Origin of the sequence: Pseudomaricurvus alcaniphilus (assembly GCF_011440395.1) — a bacterium.
GTDB lineage: Bacteria > Pseudomonadota > Gammaproteobacteria > Pseudomonadales > Cellvibrionaceae > Pseudomaricurvus > Pseudomaricurvus alcaniphilus.
Genome location: NZ_JAAOIX010000003.1, coordinates 417866 through 438919, shown reverse-complemented (window position 1 = coordinate 438919; position 21054 = coordinate 417866). Strand labels below are relative to the sequence as shown.

Here is a 21054-nt window from a genome sequence, read left to right as displayed (position 1 = left end):
AGCCGATCCACCCATCGGGTGAACAGGAATTCCGCCTGATTCTCAAGAGTTTCACGCTAAACTTTTGATATCCCGAATAGCATTTTTCCGGTTAACAATTCCCGTGGGAATCGAAATGGTTAATGTCCCGTCACCTTCAGCCTGGACATTTACCTCTGAACTTATCAGGGCTCGCTCTTCATCCTTCAACATCGAAGCATTTACCTCAATGAGCAAACCCCTTTTGTTTAACCCAAACAAGCCGGGTTTCAAATTCTTTACCACCGCCCTTGGCAGCACCAAATACTTGTGACCATCGGCAGCCGCTATGACATACAAACAACGTCGATCAGCTAACAATGGTGTCCAGACTCCGCTCGACAACTGCTTGAAAAATCCAACTGCAAATACAAACACCACGGCACAACCCAGACTGACAGCAATTATCATTTCACTTCGTGTCACAGACTGGCTGGCAACTATTTCAGCTAATACTGCCAGTACCAACCCAGCAATTAACAGTACCGCCACTTTCAACCACTTGGGCTGCTGCAGCCTATAGACCGGGTTGATATCCGCATAATCTATGGTACGGACACTCACCCAACCCCACTCCAGCGCAACTTCATACAACCCTTCACGCAAACCTTACTTTTTCGGCCACTGGTACCCAATAATCTGTTCCGCAATGACACTGTAGAAAAAATCGTCCACCAGGCCGTTGCTTAAAAATAACTTTTTGTCATGCTCTGTGACGGGATAGAGCTTTACATAATCGCCCACGCCGACCAGGTCATGTAACACGTATACCAGATAAAAACTGCCGTACTCAATAACACCCACCAAGCGGCTGCTGCGTATATTCAGGAACAATGCTCGATTGCGCTCCAGTGCCGCCTGGTTACCCATAAGCTCCAATAATCGAGCGCGCTCACCTGGGGCCCAGACGTCCATCACATTGTTGACGTCCGTGCCCTTGTTGACCTCAATAACCCGATACATAAACTCGGCAAATCGATCCCTGGATTTCTCATCAATTTTAGGGCCGTTCTTTTTGGTAAACATACGCCCCTTAAAATTAAGAGAAGCCTCACTGCCACCACTGGCGGGAGCAAAGACTATCTTTTCCTTTGCCAACAGTGACTGCCCCCACGCACCTGAACCCGCAAACACAATAATCCCGAACAATGCCAGCCTTACAACTACAGCGCGCGACACAAACTTCATCAACATCTCCTAAGGATAACAAGCAACCAGATTATTAAAGGTGTAAGTGATCTTTTTCTCAATCCAACCTCCCAGGGTAACCTTGCCGAACGCGGAGGGAGGACCGACACAGCCTTTTGCCGATATAGAGCCGCAAGAATCGGTCACGGTGATACTGCCACCACCTTCCAGACCTGCAGATACTTCCACCACATCCGGGCTAATTACATTAACTCCCAATCCTCCGGATACCGTCACCTTGATTGCGCCGGAGACTTCCCAGCTGCAATTTTCCTTACACGGGCTCTGGTAGCCGGAGGCCTTTATTTCACCTGAGCCACCGGCTCCGAAGTTACCGGTAAGAGTGGCAAAACCCCAGGTAAAGGCCGGCACCCGACAGGTCACTTGCGGGATAGTCACCGAAACACTACCCTCGAAGCCAGTGGCGTCAACCATCTTCTTCTGGGATTCACAGCACTCCTTGGCGCTCTTGACCCCAAAACTGCCACTGATGGCAGGGGTACTGGAAGACTCGCACCCCGGCACAAACTTTTGCGCCAATGCTGCACCATCGAGTAGCTGCTTGATTTTGGTAAAGTCATAGCTCTGGGTACCGGTTACAACATCGACCCTGCCGATCTCCTTGCCATTGCATTTGCCATCTTTACATTCGTCGGCGCCTGGTGCCATGCCATCCGCGGAGGTACAGAACTTGCCGTCATCACAAGTACTGCCGTCGGCCTTCTCCTGCAAAGAGCCGTTATCACAGGTAGAGCAATCCTGGGCATTTTCCGGCAGGTCGCTGTCATCATTTACCTGATTAACGCTACCGCCTTTACACTCCGGCTTTTTGCAGTCGCCCTTGGTATCCAATGATGCCAGCCTGGGGTCTCCCGAGGCAGGTACACAATTACATTCACCATCACAGTCCTGACAGATGGGGCAGTTGTGAGCACAGCCGCTGCCGCCGGGCTGGCTGCCACAGTGCCAGCCGGCTTTTACCACGCCAACTCCGGGATTGGACCTGACCAGGGTTGAATCTTCGCTCACGGTTCCGAGACCAATAGAGACAAACTCTTCAAGATCGTGATCATAGGAATACATTTCTACCTGCGCACCGGGCTCATGGCCGTCCACATTCGGCAGCGTCAAGGGTGCAGGAGGATCGAAAAGAGTACCCGTTGGCTGAATGGTGACAATAAAGCGCGGCTGCATGCCGTTGGGCGGCGCCATGGGAACTTTCGCGGCATTCACCGGAGTAACAGAAATCAAACCTTCTTTGGAGCCATCCGGGAAGGTAACCGAGTTCCTGGCAATCTCCAGCTTAAACCCGGGGTAGGAACTGAGCGTCAGCGCTACGTCTTCAGGACCGGCGTAAACGGCGCCGTCAGTATCCAGCTTGATCATATAAATTGGCGCTGAGAGTGGATTATCCACACCGGCTACGGTGACTATGTTATAGGAAAGGGATGGAAACTCGCCCTCAACCGTCGCTGTGGATCCGTCGGCGATGAGGTGAACTGGGCCAATAGGAGCCTCAGTAATCTCAAACTGCCCCTCATCGTCAGTGACGGCCTGACGCTCGGAATTCTCCACTCGAACAGTAACACCGGGTATAGGTGTATCCTGGTTATCCAGCACAACCCCGCTAATTGAGGTGAGGCCCGGATCGGCAGCGACATAGCCGGTGGCGGTAAAACCTGCGGTGATAATCTGCCCCTCCGGGGCATCGAGTAGTGTCGCCGTGACCCGTTGCGCGTCGGTACCCGCCAGATAACCGAGCCGATACTCTGCCGTGGCCCTGCCATCACTGTCTGTCTGGGTAGTAAACGTATTGGCAAACTCTGCCGAACCAACGCCGGCCAATTTGCCGCCACCTTTGGTAACGGTAAATTTAACCCGCGCATTTTTCACCACGTTGGCTCCATCGTCCGTCACCGCGACCACAAAAGCTTCCGACAGAATCTGCCCTACCGCCCCGCGCTGGTTATTACCTGAATTAATACTCAGCTTGTTGCCAATATTGCCTTCCGCACTGGCGGTAAATACTACATCATCCTCATAACCGACAACTTTAGCGCGGACTTTATGATTGTCAGTTCCAACCCTGGAGCCCAATCTGAATGCGGTTTCAACCAAGCCATCACTATCGCTGGTGAGTATAACTGCCCTGCCCGCAGAACCCGTTCCCACTCCCACCGCACCGGAACCCTGTATTACACGAAACACAACGGAGGCGCCCTCCAAAGGTTGTGAGTCTGCATCTAGCACCCGGACCTTGAGTGGTTGCTCCAGCACCGTGTTAATTTTAGCGCTCTGGCCCTGACCACTAACCAATTCGAGTTTGCGCCCTTGTAATACCTCGTAGTTAACCGTGAGGGAAACAGTACCGATATTTCCCACCTGATCGACGCCATTGACCGTTATTGTGTTGTTTCCCTCGTTTAACGGAATATTTTTCGCAGAATAACTTCTATTGGAGATAGCAGCTTCTTTTCCATTAACAGTGACCGTAGCCTGGTTTTGCTCAATGGTTCCACGCACAACGTCGTTGATTAAGCCAGTCACCGTTATTTGGTCAACATAGACTTTTTGCCCGTTTTGGTGCGACTCTATAGTCACATTGGGCTTGGTTTGATCGAGTGATACCGAGATGCTATCGGTAACTTGCAGGTCACCTTTTACCGCACGGGCAACAACAGAGTTGTGCCCTTCTACCAGCGCCACACTGGCCTCGAATGTTCCGCTATCGGTCGGGGTTATTTTGGTACCGTTTACCGTCAATACAGCACTGGTGTCATCCACTGTGCCGCTAACCGTAATCGGGGTATTTTTCACGGTGATTAAAGAAGCCGGGCTCAATATACGAACTGACAAACTGGGTGCTATGACCGGATCCTCACCGTCACAGTTTTCATCGATACCGTTATTGGGGATACTCTCCGCATCGGGATTAATCGCCGGATTGTTATCGTCACAATCTTCGTCAACGTTAAACCCGTCACCATCTACGTCATTCGGTTGGGAATCGCCCTCCACAATACCATCGCAGTTTTCATCTACGTCATTGCCGGCTATTTCTGTAGCGCCAGGATTGATGGCCGAGTCATTGTCATTACAATCTACATCACTGTTATAACCATCCCCGTCTGCATCTACTGGCGTCACTTCCGCGTCACTGCCGTCGCAATCTTCATCAATTCCGTTGCCGGGTATATCAGTCGCGCCAGGATACCTGTCGGCATCGTCATCGTCGCAATCGCCGTCGGCCGGGGTTACCCCGTCACCGTCCATATCCAGCAAGGTATTGTCGACAGTATCTGCACCGCTGCAATCTTCATCAATTCCGTTGTTGGGTATATCGGTCGCACCAGGATACCTGTCAGCGTCGTCATCATCGCAGTCGCCGTCGGCCGGGGTTACCCCATCACCGTCCATATCCAGCAGGGTGTTGTCGACAGTATCTGCACCGCTGCAATCTTCATCAATTCCGTTGTTGGGTATATCGGTCGCGCCAGGATACCTGTCGGCGTCGTCATCATCGCAGTCGCCGTCGGCCGGGGTTACCCCGTCTCCATCCATATCCAGCAGGGTGTTGTCAACAGCGTCTGCGCCGCTGCAATCCTCATCGATGCCATTGTTGGGAATGTCGGTAGCGCCCGGATAGCGGTCTGGATCCTCGTCATCGCAGTCGACATCCGCGTTGGCGCCATCGCCATCGGCATCCACATCCCCCAGGTCTTCGTCAAAGGTAAAGCTGTAACTCATTTGATCCAGGCTGTTGGCCTGGCGCCTATCCAGGCGCACGGAAAAGGTGTCACTACTGGAGGCACTGCCCCCCGCTTGAATGTCGGGAAACGCTAACGCGCCATCGATCACCACGGGATTTGATGTGGGCACCGTAACAGTTGCAGACACATTACTGACATCACCGCCGCTATTGGAAACGGTGAGTCTGTAGGTGTAAATATAATCGGTAAAGCTGACCCGCTCGGAACTCACCTTTTCCAACTGCCCGGGAACCAGGTCCGCCCGCAAATACGACGACGACAGTAGCAAGACAACACAGGCCAGAGAACGGACACAAAGCTGAGACAGTGACATTGTTAGAGTCCTAAATGTTTAGCGGCATTTAAGTCGGCGTAGCGCAAGGGGTCTATTTTTATCGGCAATAGCTGCACAACAAGCAATGCTGGTCTTTTCGTGCAGAGCAAGCAGATAGGCACTTTTCCACCGTTGCGAAACCTGCTGATCTTAAAAAAGCATATTGATTTTTCAATGGTGCCGACAAAAGTGAAACAAGCGTGCATTGATCCCGGCACCCAATTTCTATTATTAGAAGTTTTTGCGATGATATTGTTTCGCCTTACCCGGCGACCACCTTCCCCAGGCATCCTCACTGAGAGTGAAATATCATAACAGTAATCACAAACCCGATATCCAACGAAAAATAGACTACTGTCCCCTGGTTATTTTTATTGCTCTATTGCCTTCTATAATATGCCTATCGCAGCACACCGGCAATCGCAAATGCCCCCTATTACTCTTACGAAGCAATTGCGCAAGAATCACACCAATTTTTATAGCACCAAATAAATCAATAAGTTACGAAAGTCTGTACCGCCCAGCCAGCAGATGTGTAAAATTTTATGACACCTAAACAAAACCATGGCACACGGTTTACGCGGCGACCAGGTGCGCCCAGTGAGACAGATGCTGCCGAATTATCAGCAGTCCGCTATTCCAATAACTTTAGTCATTATTATCCTGGTTTCCAGCTGGCGTGACGACGAATTTAATTCACCGGCGTTGAGCAGCAGGAAAGCCTGCTGATTTATAGAGAATATGCGGGCAGATTGAAACAAAATCGGGGTATTGGCGTTGACAATGATTGTCGCTGGAGTCGTTTGGGGATTAGCCGCGGAAGCCTGGCTGATTCCGTGGAATATTATATGCATGCGGGTGAATTTGTTGCTGCTATCAGCACTAATTTCATAGACGTATTTATCACACATAACGCCATTGTCAATATTCAAGCCGCCGGCTTTGGAGAATTGAAAATCTCCTTTATGCTTATAACCCGGACCACTACCTTCAAAAACCGTAACTACCGAGTCATCCTTTACGATAGAGTTACCAAAAGCCAACAAGTGTCGTCCCCTGGCTTCTACTGCGTAATAATAGTTGTTAACAAGGCGATAGTGGTCCTCGCTGGCGCCGGAATCCAGGGCCATCATCGCCACGCCATAGCGTCGCCCCTGCTCCTGTCCAGCCCCCACAACCAGGTAGCCGCCCGCTACGGCACTGAAATCCAGAATCGATACGTGTTCGTCAGCGGGCAAAAGCAGACTCTGTTGCCGAGCTTTCTTTCCCGCCAATACATCAACCGAGATCAGTTCCAGCTTGTGGTTGTGACCGTAAAGCATTACGGCTTCGTGATCCCGCTCCATGCTTGCAGCGATAAACTGACCCTGGTCACCAAACCTCGAAATATAGTCGGTAATATTGGTAGCACGACCGTGCCGGGTATCAAATAAAACCAAACCGACGTTGCCCTGACTACCGTTCAACTGCGCGACCACTGCGGAATTTGAGCGGGTAACTTTCACCCGCGATATCTTTTGCGGGTAGCTTAACGAAGCCACCTTATCTATGTGCCCGTCCTGATTCAATTCATAGAGCAATACATCCTGCTGCTCTGCGTCTGCCACCAGCCTGGTTGCCGACACAACCATGTAGCAGACTGACTTTTCGTTTGCGCTACACACCACATCCCAGAAGCGACTATTTTCGTAGCCATCGATCACCAGGGTATCCGCTGTATTAATATTGAGCGCGTCGGCCTGCGCCAGTATAGAAAACACGCACCCTATCAACAGACCAATGCGTTGCAAATTACTCTCCTCTGTTCATTTCACCGTGCTTTCAGCTGCCACAACAGTTACAGAACTGCCCCTGCCGTTCCTCGTAAGCAGACGAACCAAAAGCACGCAGCCCCAACCAGATTTCATTGGCCATCTGGTTGCAGTAGGCCGCCTCATCAAAATAATCCAGGCACTGGAATACAGATTTGCTGGCCGGGCAAGGGCTGGGATAGGCGGCATTGCACACAGCCACCATATCATCAAAGATTTCATCATCGCACACCTTCTGGGTGCGGCCACAGCTTTGATAGCAAATATCGTGGTTATTACAAGGTGCGGGAATAAAACCTGTCAGGCCTGTGTGAGGTATATTCAAACCGGGTTGCGGGATACCGAAATCGGTAGCGCTCAAGTTTTCGTCCTGGCTCCACAATAAGGATGGGATATACAACCCGCCGGCCCGGGTCGGGTTTTGCTGGATACCGCCGGAACAGCCATCCACTTCATGAGGCCTGACGGTATCCTGCACAGGTGACTTACACTTGCTCTGTAAATCGTCATAGGATTGCTTCTTGGAAATGGAGCTGCCCTGGTAACAACACCCGCCCGCCGAGGTTTCAGTGCCGTCCTTGGAGCTGTCAGCCACACAGTTGCAGTTGGCATCGCAGCGTTCGCAGTCAGGACAGTTGTGGGCACAGCCCTGCCCGCCCGGCTGTGAACCGCAGTGCCAGCCGGCCTTGACCACACCCACACCCGGGTTCGACTCCACCAGGGATCCGTCTTCAGACACGGTCCCCAAACCGATCGAGACAAATTCCTCCAGGTCGTGATCGTAGGAGTACATCTCCACCTGGGCTCCGGGTCGGTGGCCGTCCACATTCGGCAGGGTCAGCGGCGCCGGCGGGTCAAAGCGGGTACCGGTGGGCTGGATGGTGACGATAAACTGCGGCTGCATGCCGTTGGGAGGGGCCATAGGCACAGTCGACGCGTTCACCGGCGTCACCGACACCAGCCCTTGCCGCGCGCCGTCGGGGAAGGTGACGGAATTCCTGATGATGCGCAGCTTGAACCCGGGGTAGGACGCCAGCTCCAGATCCACATCCTGGGGACCGGCGAACACCGCACCGTCGGAGTTTAGTTTCACCATATAGATCGGTGCCGACAGTGGATTGTCGACCCCGGCGATGGTAACGATATTGTAGGACAGAGACGGAAACTCCCCTTCCACCGTGGTGGTGGAGCCGTCGGCAATCAGGTGCACCGGGCCCACCGGGGCCTCCTCGATCAGGAATTTACCCTGATCGTCGGTAGCGTCCTGGCGCTCGGTGCCACTGATTCGTACCGTCACCCCCGACAGCGGGTTATCCTGGTTATCAAGCACCACCCCGCTAACGGTGGTGGCACCGGGGTCCGCTGGCACAAAGGCAGTGGCACTAAAGCCGGCAGTGATAAGTTGCAGATTGCCCTGGTCATCGGTAGGTGCGTCCAGCAGTGTGGCGGTAATTCGCTGCGCATCGAGCCCGGCCAGGAAGCCCAGTTTGTACTCCGCCGTGGCCCGACCATCACTGTCGGTCTGCACCTGCAGCTGGCTGCCAAACTCGCCCGAGCCAACCCCGGAGAGCTCCCCGCGCCCCCGGGTGACCTTAAACAGCACCCGGGCATCCTTGACCACGTTGGCACCGTCGTCGGTAACCACTACCACCAGCGCCTCCGGCAATAGCTGGCCCACCGCGCCGCGCTGGTTATTGCCCGAGTTGATACTGATCTTGTTGCCGATATTGCCCGTGGCGCTGGCGTTGAACACCGCCAGGGTCTCGTAACCTACCACCTGGGCGCGCACCTTCTGGTTAGCACTGCCGACCCGCACACCCAGCTTGAACGGCGTCTCGGCCATCCCGTCAGCATCGGTGCTTACCACCACCGCCCGCCCTTCTTTATCCGTGCCTGCGGCAACCACACCGGAGCCCTGAATCACCCGGAACACCACCGAGGCATTGCCGACCCCCTCGCCAGCATCATTCAGCACCTGCACCGCCAGAGGTTCCGGCAGTATGGTATTGATCGCTGCGGTCTGGTCGTCACCTCCAATAATTTCCAGCCGCCGACCGGCCGGCACGGTGTAGTTCACGGCTATCTGGCGGCGGCCAACATTACCCACCTGGTCGACACCCAGTACCTCAATAGAGTTGGAGCCGACCTGCAACGGAATGTTTTTCGCCGAGTAACTGCGATTGGAGATCGCCGCCTGCACCCCATTGACCGTAACACTGGCCTGGCTCGCCTCGATGGTGCCACGCACAATGTCGTTAATCAGGCCGGTCACCGTTATCTTGTCGGTAAACACTTTCTGGCCGTCGCTGTGGGATTCAATGGTCACCTGGGGTTCGGTCAGGTCAAGGGAGACCGCAATGGAATCGGTCACCTGGGTGCCGTCTTTGACGGCCCGGGCAACCACGCTGTTGTGCCCTTCCTGCAGCCCCACATTGGCACTGAAGTTGCCCTCCGCATCCGCTGTGACCGCCACCCCGTTGACCGTCAATGCCGCACTGGGGTCATCCAGGGTGCCGGTTATGGCAAGCGGCGAGGCGCCGACGGTGATCAACGACTTCGGCGAAGTGATCCGCACCGCCAGCGACGCCGCCACGATGGGGTCGAGACCGTCGCAATCCTCATCGATGCCATTATTGGGAATACTGTCAGCTCCGGGGTTGATGGCGGCATCGTTATCGTCGCAGTCCTCGGCACTGGCAAAGCCGTCGCCGTCGAGATCGTCCGGGTCTGGCTCGCCGGGGTCGACAAACCCATCGCAGTTTTCATCCACGTCGTTGCCGGCAATTTCCTCGACGTTGGGGTTAATGGCCGCATCGTTATCATTACAATCATTCTGCGCTGCGCTGAAGCCGTCACCGTCCACGTCATCTGCCACTCCGTCGCAGTTTTCATCCACCTCGTTACCGCCGATCTCGGTGACGCCGGGGTTGATGTCCGGGTCGCTATCGTCACAGTCTTCATCGGCGCTGTAGCCGTCTTCGTCGGCGTCGACAACACCGTTATCTTCGTCAAAGGTGAAACTGTAGGTTAACAAATTGAGACTATTGGCCTGGCGCCGGTTCAGGCGTATGGAAAAGGTATCGACACTGGCACCACTGCCGCCGGCCACAATATCGGCAAATTCGAGGCTGTCATCCAGTAACACCGGGTTGGAAGTCGGCGCGCTAACTTTCGCACTGAGGTTAGTGACATCGCCGCCGGTGTTGCTGACACTGAGGCGGTAGACGTACTCATAGTCGGTGAAACTGAGGCGTTTGGAGCTGACCACCTCCAGTTGCCCGGGCAGAATTTCAGCATGGACGCTGAAAGAGAACAGTAAACCGGCAAGCAACAAACCAAAAGCCCGGCTCAATCCCTGGCCAAAAACAACCGACTTTTTTGATGGAGGCATAGAAACCTTTTATTCACCAGTAAAGAAGCGTCGATTTCCTCGGTTTATCAGGTTCCCTGCCAGATCGAAAAAGTAGGAATAACTGACGTAGAGGCGGTATTGACCATTGGCTTTAAGCAACTCGTCCGGGGTGAAGGTCAGGGTCAACCCATCGGCTGAAACAGCAATAGAGCCCGGCACCGCTGCATTGGCGGCCTGCTCGTCGAGCAGGTAGAAGCGTGCAGCATCCACCGTGGTTGGGTCAACCCGCTCGTCGAGTGTCACCTGCAGCACGACATCCCGTGCCAGCGTTTCATCAGCGGTAAAACTCCAGCTGCTGATATTGCCACGAGTCGTGTCCTCACTGGCACCGGTGGTAAGCCCGAGGGAGATTGGAGTAGCCAACACGTTTCCGGCCAGGTCCTCGACATCCGCGATCAGCAGCTCATAACTGCTGTTGGTCTGCAAGGATGATAGCGGATCCAAAGTAACAATATTCGCCCTGCTGTTGAACGACATGGAAACCGGCACACTGGCATTGAAGCTGTCTTCTAGCACCAGTCCGGAAAGCCGTGTTTGGCTGATGGCCTCATTGAACTCGACATTCAGCAGTGCGTTGGTCGGTACTCCAGTCTGCCCATCCGCCACCGTCGCCTGAACAAATGCTGGCGCGGTTTCGTCGTCACCTGCCACCGTGGTAAAAGCCAGACTGCTACCGTTTACTGTGTTGCCAGCCAGATCAAACAGAGAGGTGTTGTAGTTGATATATAACCGATAAGAGTGATCGGCCTGCAACGCCTCACCCGGGGCGAAGCGCAAATGCCGGCCATCCGCCGCCAATACCCCGCTGCCCTGCATCAGGCGCCCCTGGGTGTTGCTGTACAGAGCCAGGGTCGCCTGGTTGGTTACAGTACTGACGGAGGTGGGGTCTATGCGTTCGTTCAACTCCACTTCCAATACCCCGTTTAGCGGCAGCGAGGCATTGCTGACAAAGCTCCATCTGCTGATGGACGGCCTGATATTGTCGACACCTGTGCCAGTGGTAAAGCCAATATTGATGGCCGCTGCCAGGGCGTTGCCACTGACGTCCTCGACGTCGGCAATTGCCAGGGTATAGGCTGTAGATGCTTGCAACAACTGGGTCGGCACCACTGTCAGGGTACGCCGATCACTGCTGGTACTGACGCTGACCGTGACAGGTTCATCCGCACCATCCAGCAACTGCACCCCATCCAGCTTCAATGGACTGAGCGGCTCATTGAAGCGCACATTGAGACGCACATTGGTGGGCACTGAGGTTTGCCCATTGAACAAGGTAGCCGACTCCATAATCGGGCCGGTGTTATCTTCTTCAAATCCGGTGGTAAAACAATAACCGCCGGAACTCATGCTGTTATCGCTCAAATCCCGCAGCGAATTAGCATACCAACAGTACTGGCGACCACCTGCGAGAACATTGACCGGCACCAGGGTCAGGCGCTTGCCGTCAGCGCTCTGCATCAAGGTGGTGGGTACCCGTGCGTTATCAACCGTGTCGTGCAGGTACACCCCACTCTCGGTCACACTGACCGGGTCGAGTGGCTCATTGAACTCCCGCACCAAAATCGGATTGCGCGGCACATCGGTGGCGCTGGCCGCTACCGAAATAGACACCACCGCACCACCCGCAAGATCCGGTCCGGTGCCGGTGTTAAAGGTGGTGCTGGTCTCGGCGGCCTGGTTACCGCTGAGATCCGAAGTGGGCGGCACCGTTTCGGTCACCTCACTGCTGGCCAGCAAGGTACCAGTACGCTGATAGCGTATCACCTGGTTGTTCTCGTTTGAACTAAATTGCAGTCCAATCAGGCTGGCGTCGTCGTACACGAGGGTGCTGATGGTTTCATCAAAGCGCACCGCATAGTGTGGATTGGTGCCGACGTCGGATTCAGCGTCCGGCGGGCTCAGGGCAATGACCACCGGAGCTCGATCATCCTCCACTGAGTTGAGTCCGGTATAGAAGTACGGGGCACGCTCGAAGCCCTGGGTATCGCCATCGGTGTCCGTAATGCCTGCCTGCAAGCGCAAGTAGTAGATCTGCTGCGTCGCTGGTTCTACCGGCAGCTCCAGTAACTCCTGGGGTACTACGGTCATTATTTGACCCGGCACGGTTTCATAGCCAATATCGCCCGGCTGGTCATTTAATTCAATGGTGACTGGAACGCGAGGGCCGTTAAAACCTTTCTCCAGGAACACCGTGGTGTCATCGAGCGAGGAGGCATCCAGCGGCTCTGACCACAGTATCTGCAGGGCAGGATTCAAGGACACGCCGGTTGCACCCAATACGGGTGAATGCACCAAAGTGGTCGGACGCACACCCACGCCGTCACTGGTAGTACCCATAAAGAAGTAGGCACTGTAGTTGTTCAGCGGGTTGTGGGCGATGTCAGTAGCCAGGTCGCTGAGGAACACTTGCACCAGGGCACCCTCGGCAAAAGGCTCATCCTTGGTGAAGCGCACAGTACGACCATCGCCCAACACTTCCAGGGTGCCCTGGTCGTCCACCAGCTCGCCGTTTTCAGAAATATGGAATGCGGCCTCGACACTTGCCACATCCAGCGGCTCATCGGTGTACAGCACCACCTCCCTCAACCCCAGCCAACCGGACGAGCCGTTAACTGGCAGCGCCCTGGAAACGCGCGGCCTTGACCCATCGGTATTCAGCGCCGACGTGGTAAAGGAGCTGACAAAAGGTGCCATCGGATTGCCACTCAGGTCGGTAACCCGGTCGGTAACCACGACACTGACGACACTGTTGGAGGGCAGGTTAGCGGATAAAGTCGCCTCGCGACCGTCGGCAGAGCGGAATACCGACGGGGTAATGATGCCGCCGTTGGCGTAGAACAAAATATTACTGTTACTGACGGAATTGGGCGTCATGGCTTCACTGAAGCTCAACACCACACTGGACGCTGGGCTGACATCCACGGCATTGCTTTCCGGTGCTATCGCAGTCACGGTGGGCGCAGTGGCATCGGCCAGCGCCTCAGTGGTGAAATAGTAATTGCCGTTGTTGCGGAAATTGCCGGCCAGGTCGTAGGCATCGGCATCAGTGCGGTACTGGGTACCGCCCAGCAATGGCTCAGCCGGGGTAAAGGTCAGCTCATTGACATTGATACTGTAGCTACCCGGCACCTGCACACCAGTGCTGTTGGCGTAGACCACCGGCCTGGTGAACACGCTGAGGGGCTCGCTGTAAGTGATGGTTATCGCAGTATCCACTGACACATTGGTGGAGTTGGCGCCCGGGTCTATAGTCTGCAGCGTGGGGCCTGTTGTATCGAGGGCTGACGACGACGAGGTGGTAAAGCCCAGCAGCGTGGTGGTCAAAGTGTTGCCCGCGTAATCACACAACCCGTTCAGCTCAAGGCTGTAGGCAGTGCTGGTTGCCAGGTCGGTCAACGGATCTACGGTCAGAGTGCGGCGATCATTGGCCAGCGCTATGGAGATATCCACCGTCGCGCCACCACCAGTCAAGATAATATCATTCAGGCAGCTGTCGCTCAGGGGCTCATCGACCCGGAACAACACCCTGCTATTGACGGCCACATCAACGGCACCATCGGCAATGCTGGTCAGCTCCACCTGGGGCGCCGAATTATCGGTCACATCGACGACGCTGAATTGACGGCTATTGCCATTGATAATGTTGCCAGCCAAATCAAACAGATTGACATTGTAAGTTACATACAGGCGGTAGGTATGACCCGCCGACAAAGCCTCATCCAACTCGAAACGCAAGTGGCGGCCATCCGCAGCCAATACGCCCTGGCCCTGCATAAAGCGACCCTGGGTGTTGCTGTACAGTGTGAGGCTGGCCACATTGGTGGCGGTACTCACGGAGGTGGGATCGATGCGCTCGCTTAGTTCAACTTCCAGCACAGCATTGAGTGGCACATCAGCATTGTTGGCAAAACTGAAATTCAAAACACTACCGCGCAGGTTATCGATAGAAGCGCCAGTAGTGAAACCAATACTGATAGGCGCCGCCAGCACATTGCCACTAATGTCTTCAATATCAACAATGGAGAGAGTGTAATCACTGGCCGGCCGCAGCAATTGTGTCGGCACCAGGCTGATGGTGCGCCGATCACCACTGAGACTGACGCTGGCCAAGACCGGCTCGCCTAGCCCGTTGCGCAGCTCCACACCGGCCAGGTGCAACGGACTCAATGGCTCGTCAAAGCGCGCCCGCAGCCGCACATTGGTGGGCACCTCGGTCTGGCCGTCGAACAAGGTGGCCACTTCCATCTGCGGTGCGATGTTGTCTGCCTCGAAACCGGTGACGAAGAAGTAACTCGACCCCGACATCGGGTTGCCGCTCAAGTCACGTAAGCTAAAGGCATACCAGTTGTGGCCGCGACCAACGGGCAAACTACTGACCGGTACCATGATCAGCCGCTTGCCATCGGCACTGAGGTCGATGGTGGCCGGCACGCGCAAGCCGGTAATTGTATCGTAGAGGTAAACGCCACTCTCAGTGACACTGACAGGATCGATGGGTTCATCGAACTCACGCACCAGGGTCGCATTGCGAGGCACATCGGTGGCGCCGCTGGCGACGGAAATGCTAACCACCGAGCCATTGGCCAGGTCCGGGCCACTGGATGTGGTAAAGGTCGTGCTGGTGGCAGCCACCGCATTGCCGCTTTGGTCGCCAACCGGAGGCAGGGTTTCCATAACCTCGGTGTCCGCAGGTAAGGTCCCGTAACGCTGGTAACGCAACACACGGTTATCCTCACTGAACTGCGAATTCGCAAGTGTCTCCGTGTCGAACACAAGGTTGACTACAGGCTCATCGTAGCGGACTGCAAAATAAGGGTTGGTGCCTACACCAGTTTCACCATCGGGTGGACTCAATGCAAGTACCACCGGGCTGCGATTATCCTCCACTGAATTCTCGCCAGTATAGAAGTAAGGAGCGCGCTCAAACCCAAGGGTATCGCCATCAGTATCGGTAATACCGGCCTGCAGGCGCAGGTAATAGATCTGACTTGTGGCGGGAGCGACGGGCAACTCCAGCAACTCCTGTGGAGTTACAATCATCAATTGGCCGGGCACTGCTGTCTGGGAACCTATATCGACTGGCTGGCTATTCAGTTCTACGGTAATCGGAACGCGTGGACCACTGTAATCCTTGGCCAAAAAGACATTGCTGTCCGTCAGAGAGGCGGAGTCCAGCGGCTCGGACCAAAGTACATAAAGTACTGGATTGAGAGACACCCCGGTTTCGCCCCAGAAAGGTGCATGCACTAAAGTAGTCGGCCGCGTACCAATCCCGTCGCTAGTAGTGCGCATATTAAAGAAGGCACTGAAATTGCTCAGTGGATTATTGGCGGTATCGGTGGCCAAATCACTGAGGTACATTTGCACCAAGGCGCCTTCAGCAAACGGGGTATTCTTGGTAAAGCGCACAGTGCGACCATCCCCCAAGACTTCCAGACTGCCCTGATCATCCACCAGAACACCGTTCTCGGCGATATGGAAGGCAGCTGGCACACTATCAGCAGCCAACGGCTCGTCAATGTACATCACCACTTCCCGTAAGCCTGACCTACCGGAAGTACCACTGACTGGCAGGGTTCGGGAGACACGGGGACGAACACCGTCGGTGTTCAACACCGAGGTCGTAAACGAACTGACATAGGGCGCAATCGGATTGCCGCGCAGGTCGGTAACCCGATCGGTCACCACCACACTCACCACGCTGTTCCAGGGCAGAGTGGCGGAGAGAGTCACTTCCCTGCCGTCCGCAGCACGGAACACCGAGGGGATAATAATATCGCCATTGGCGTAGAACACGATATTGCTGTTGTTGATGGTGTTGGTGGCCATAGCCTCGCTAAAGGTCAGCACAACGTTATTGGCAGGGCTCACGTCAACCGCGTTGGTTTCCGGCGCGATGGCCTGCACCACCGGCGCAGTAGCGTCTTCCAGCTCCTCGGTGGTGAAATAGTAATTACCATTGTTGCGGAAATTTCCTGCCAGGTCGTAGGCATCGGCATCGGTCCGGTACTGGGTGCTGCCGAGCAGCGGCTCGGTGGGGGTAAAGGTCAGCACATTGCTGGCAATCTCATAGCTGCCAGGCACCAGAACAGTACCGTTATTGACGTAGACCGGCGGCCGGGTAAACGGACTCAACGGTTCACTGTAAGTGATGACAATTTGTGTATCCACACCCACCAGAGTGGCATTGGAGACAGGGGAAATACTCTGTACCGTCGGTCCCGCGGTGTCGGCGGCAGAGGATGAGGAGGTAGTAAAGCCGAGCAAGGTAGTGCTCAATGAATTGCCGGCGTAATCGCAGAGACCATTCAGCACCAGCTCATACTCGCTGCTGATGGCCAGGTCTTCGTTCGGATTGACCGTTAATGTGCGCCGATCCGAAGCCAGCGTCACAGCAGCAGGCACTGGCACACCGCCACTGCTGAGAATCACTTTATCCAGGCAGCTGTCACTGAGGGGTTCGTCCACGCTAAACAAAATATTGCTGTTCACCGCTACATCCGTGGTGCCATCGGCAAAACTGGTTTGCTGCACACTGGGCGCCACCGTGTCTTCAATGTTACTGGCAGTAAAACCAAAGCTGGTGCCGTTAATACGATTGCCAGCAAGATCGAACAGATAGGTGTTGTAGGTCACGTAAAGCCGATAGTTGTGCCCCCACTGCAGGGCCTCAGCAGGCTCGAACCGCAGGTTGCGGCGATCGCTATCAAGTAGCCCCTGACCGCGAATAAATCGATTCTGGGTGTTGCTGTAGAGAACAAAAGTCGCCTGCCCGGTATTGGCATCGGTGTTGATGCTGGTGGGGTCGATACGCTCGCTGAGTTTGACTTCCAGGCGTGTATTCAGGGGCAACACGGCATTATTGGCGAAACTCCAATGGCTGATACCCCCGGTCTCGGTGTCCGACTCACTGCCGGTGACAAAATCAATAGACACCGGGTTGGGCAACAGGTTACCGCTTAAATCCCTTACCCCGTCGATGACAAAGGTGTAATTACTGTCGGCCTCCAGCATGGCTACCGGGTCGAGGGATACCGTTCTCTTGTCGTTGTTCAATGTCCGGGTTACCGCCACTTCGGCACCGTTACCGTCCAGCAGCTTGATCTGGTTTACATAGAGCGCGCTGATAACTTCAGTAAACCGCACATTGAGCAGCGCATTGGTAGGTACATTCTGCATATTGGCAACGACGGATGCAGACTCTACCTGGGGCGCCGTACCGTCGGAAGCAAACGAGGTGGTAAAGAAACGAGACGTGCCATTTAACGCCAGCCCGAACAAATCCTGGATATCGGTGGTCAACACCACCTGGTACTGGCGCCCAACCAGGAAGGGCGAATTGGGCACAAACGAGATACTGGTCTTATCGTCCGCGACTGAACGCACCCCCTCAAAACGAAGATTGGTGGAGCGATCGATCACGTAGAACGAGTTCTCGGTGACAGTCTCGGGAATAATCGGCTCGCTCATTATCACGTCGATAACACTGTTGAGAGCCACATCAGTTGCATTGCTGGTAGGGCTGATATCAACCACACTGGGGCGCACAGTATCGACAAAGTTACCGGTGGTAAAGGTGCGCTCTACCGCGACAATCGGGTTCCCGGCCCGGTCCCTGACCCCGGCAATAGAAACCGTATGCAAGGTAAAGTCCGCCATGATATTGGTCGGCACGAATAACAGTTCGGTGTTGCCCGAAACCAGCTGCAGTGAACCCGCCAGCGGCGTGGTGCTGCCCTCAGGAATGATACGCAGCGACTGACTGGTAATGGACTTGGGCTGCAGCGGTTCATTAAACACGACACTGATACTGGAGTTTTCCGGCACATCCGTTGCGCCGTCATCCGGTGTCGAGGAGTCAACCAGCGGTGGTGTGACATCCGGGTTCAGCGGGTCGGTACCGTTGTTGACTTCGGTCTGGTCATCGATGCCATCGTCGTCGGAATCGGTATCGTTGGGGTCAGTACCGAGGCGAATTTCGACCCCGTCCAGCAAGCCGTCGTCGTCAGAGTCGGGATCCAGCGGATCGGTGTTCCAGGTATTCACCTCTTCATCGTCGCCGAGCCCGTCGCCGTCCGCATCCGGCTGGATCTCGACACTGACATCCGCTGCAAAGGTAACATTACCGCCTAAATCGATGGCCGATGCGCCAAGCACCAAATCGGCCTCTCCCGGGGCAGGAACGGTAATAACGGCCTGATAAGGCGAAGAGGTGTCGGTAAAGACCAGGTTGTCATTGACGAAAAAGCTGACGCTGGCCACCGCGATGTCATCCTCTGCATCGGCTGTGATCACCAGTTTTCTGCCTTCCACCACCACCGAGCCATCCGCCGGATTGGTAATAGAAATCGTTGGCGGAACGCCGTTATTATCATTGATGTCGCGGTACTGGGCGATAAACAGCTTGGTATTACCGGTCGCCTTGTAGTCCTGGCTGACCACAAAACTCTCTTCAGTGATATAGGCGTAGCTGGCATCGAGGGCGATACCGGTGCCGGCGTAATCACCAAACGGCGACAGGTTGATTGTGCCCTGGAAGACGGGAGCTTCCGGGTCAAAGATATTGATAAACGCCACCACATTGGGGAACAGCTGCTCGGCGTAGAAGGCGAAGTTGCGGGTCAGGGCCACATCCCGCGGCGCGATGCTGCTGTCGCCGCCAGTAATACGCGGCAGCATCGGCTCGCTCAGATCAACCACCCGGTAACCCTGGCTGTAGGCCGCCACATGGGCGTAGCCATTACCCAATGCCAGGTCCTTGACCGCACCAATATTAACGCTGCCAAGTCGAATCGGGCTGGTCGGGTCGCTGATATCGATAGCGATCAGTGAGGAACCTGCCACTATGGCCATCAGCTCCTGCTCTACGGCGATACCCAGCACAGACCCCAGGCCTTCGAGAGTAGCGACCGAGGACGGGCTGGCCGCATCCGATATATCCACCACTTCAATACCGGCACTGCCGTTGGCGAGAAATGCGTAATTGAGCTGCACCGCCAGATCCTGGGTTACCCCGGCAGTATCGAGCGAACCGAGCAGGAACGGCGCCAGCGGATCGGCCACATTGATAATCTTCAGCCCCGCCTCACCATCGGCCAGGTAGACAAAATCTCCCACCACTTTGATATCAATCGCGGTGCCATCGGTATCCAGAGCCGCCACCACTTCCGGTGCAGTCCGGTCAGAGACGTCAACCACCTGCAGTCCTTCGGCGCCGGCGGCGACAAAGGCGTAGTCACCACTGATATCCACATTATTGGCGTAGCCGGGGATATCCACCGCCGACAGGGCAACCGCCTCGAAGGCGCGCACGGTGACATTGATATCCACCGACTTGCTGCCGATAGAGGCGCTAACCACGGCGTCACCCGGCAACCCGCCAAACACTTCACCCTTGACCAGGCCAAAACTGGCCACGGTAACATCATCGGAACTGTAGGTGACCGTTTCCGTGAGATCCACCTCCGAGCCATCGATCAACAGCCCCAGAATAGACAGTTGAGTGCTCACCTCGCTATCGATGCCATTGAAGGTCATTACCACATTGGCGGGCACGGAGCGCAGCGATACCAGCGCCGCCTCCAGGTTGGTATCGGCACTGTCATTGGGGTCGGAACCTACGGCAATTTCAACACCATCGGAAAGACCATCGCCATCGCTGTCGGCCAGCAGGGGGTTGGTGATAAAACCGTCCGCCCCGGCGACGACTTCCTCGCCGTCATTAATACCATCGCCATCGGTATCGGCAACACGGGGGTTGGTACCGAGGTTAAATTCTTCCAGCGCGGTGAGCCCGTCACCGTCCTGGTCCTCAATCGCATCGATCTCATCGTTGGGGTTCAGGCCATTGGCGGTTTCATAGTCATCCGGCAGGCCGTCACCGTCGAGGTCGCCACCGGTGTTGACCTGCACCGTGCGCATGGCCAGCACGCCGTCTTTACGCGCGCTGATCAAGGCGAGGCCATTGGCGCGAACTGTAATCAGGCCTTCCGCATTGACCGATACCACGGCGGAATTGGTGGAGAAATAATTGGTGCCCATACTGGATGAAGTGACGTCAGCGGTGGAACCATCGGGATAGGTGGCGGTAACCTCCAGTTGTTCAGTGGCACCAATAGTGTCGAATAAAATGGGTGTAGAGGGGGTAAAATCCAGCTGTGAGGGAATGGGGTCAACACCGGCAAACTCGATTTCGCCGACCTGGGTAATGCCGTTATTGAGTATAGTAAAGTAGCCGCTTTGGCCGGATATGGTACTGCCATCTTCTTCGGAACAGGTTGCCCGTGCCCGCACGGCCCCCTGGGTTGAGGGAATATTGGGTATTGACCAACCGCCGCCAGCCGATACCTGGATGGTGCGATTGAGAATGTTGATGACACAATTTTCATCCAGCTGAGCATGAGCGGAAACTGCAATAACCAGCATCGCAAAACATTTTGTAATTTCTCTAATGACAGATCGATTAGTGATGTTCATTGAGCTTCCACCTTGTCTCTACTAGCGCTGCTGCATGGCAACTTACGTCAATAACTACTCAATAAA

General features: G+C 55.1%; 6 protein-coding genes. All 6 read right to left on the bottom strand.

The features are described from left to right. Window positions 1-51: 51 nt before the first annotated feature. Window positions 52-624: a hypothetical protein gene (locus tag G8764_RS10080; RefSeq protein WP_166164496.1), complete on the bottom strand. Its 573-nt coding sequence runs from the start codon at window positions 622-624 to the stop codon at window positions 52-54. Between the two features lie 3 nt (window positions 625-627). After that, window positions 628-1044 (bottom strand): hypothetical protein, encoded by a 417-nt coding sequence (locus G8764_RS10075; RefSeq protein ID WP_207951805.1) that lies wholly within the window; start codon window positions 1042-1044, stop codon window positions 628-630. A 171-nt stretch (window positions 1045-1215) separates the two neighbouring features. Further along, entirely contained in the window at window positions 1216-5289 is a 4074-nt protein-coding gene (locus G8764_RS10070) for a MopE-related protein (protein ID WP_166164494.1), read from the bottom strand. 623 nt (window positions 5290-5912) lie between these two features. Further along, a complete protein-coding gene (locus tag G8764_RS10065) occupies window positions 5913-7079 on the bottom strand; it encodes a hypothetical protein (protein WP_166164493.1) in 1167 nt (388 codons plus the stop codon). Between the two features lie 31 nt (window positions 7080-7110). Further along, entirely contained in the window at window positions 7111-10491 is a 3381-nt protein-coding gene (locus G8764_RS10060) for a MopE-related protein (RefSeq protein ID WP_166164492.1), read from the bottom strand. A 9-nt stretch (window positions 10492-10500) separates the two neighbouring features. Next, window positions 10501-20937, bottom strand: a complete 10437-nt coding sequence (locus G8764_RS10055; protein WP_166164491.1) for an Ig-like domain-containing protein — start codon at window positions 20935-20937, stop codon at window positions 10501-10503. Between the last annotated feature and the right edge of the window lie 117 nt (window positions 20938-21054).

Coding starts and splice junctions, on each gene's coding strand:
- G8764_RS10075 (WP_207951805.1), bottom strand. CDS start 1,044: ATGTTTACCAAAAAGAACGGCCCTAAAATTGATGAGAAATCCAGGGAT.
- G8764_RS10070 (WP_166164494.1), bottom strand. CDS start 5,289: ATGTCACTGTCTCAGCTTTGTGTCCGTTCTCTGGCCTGTGTTGTCTTG.
- G8764_RS10060 (WP_166164492.1), bottom strand. CDS start 10,491: ATGCCTCCATCAAAAAAGTCGGTTGTTTTTGGCCAGGGATTGAGCCGG.
- G8764_RS10055 (WP_166164491.1), bottom strand. CDS start 20,937: ATGCTGGTTATTGCAGTTTCCGCTCATGCTCAGCTGGATGAAAATTGT.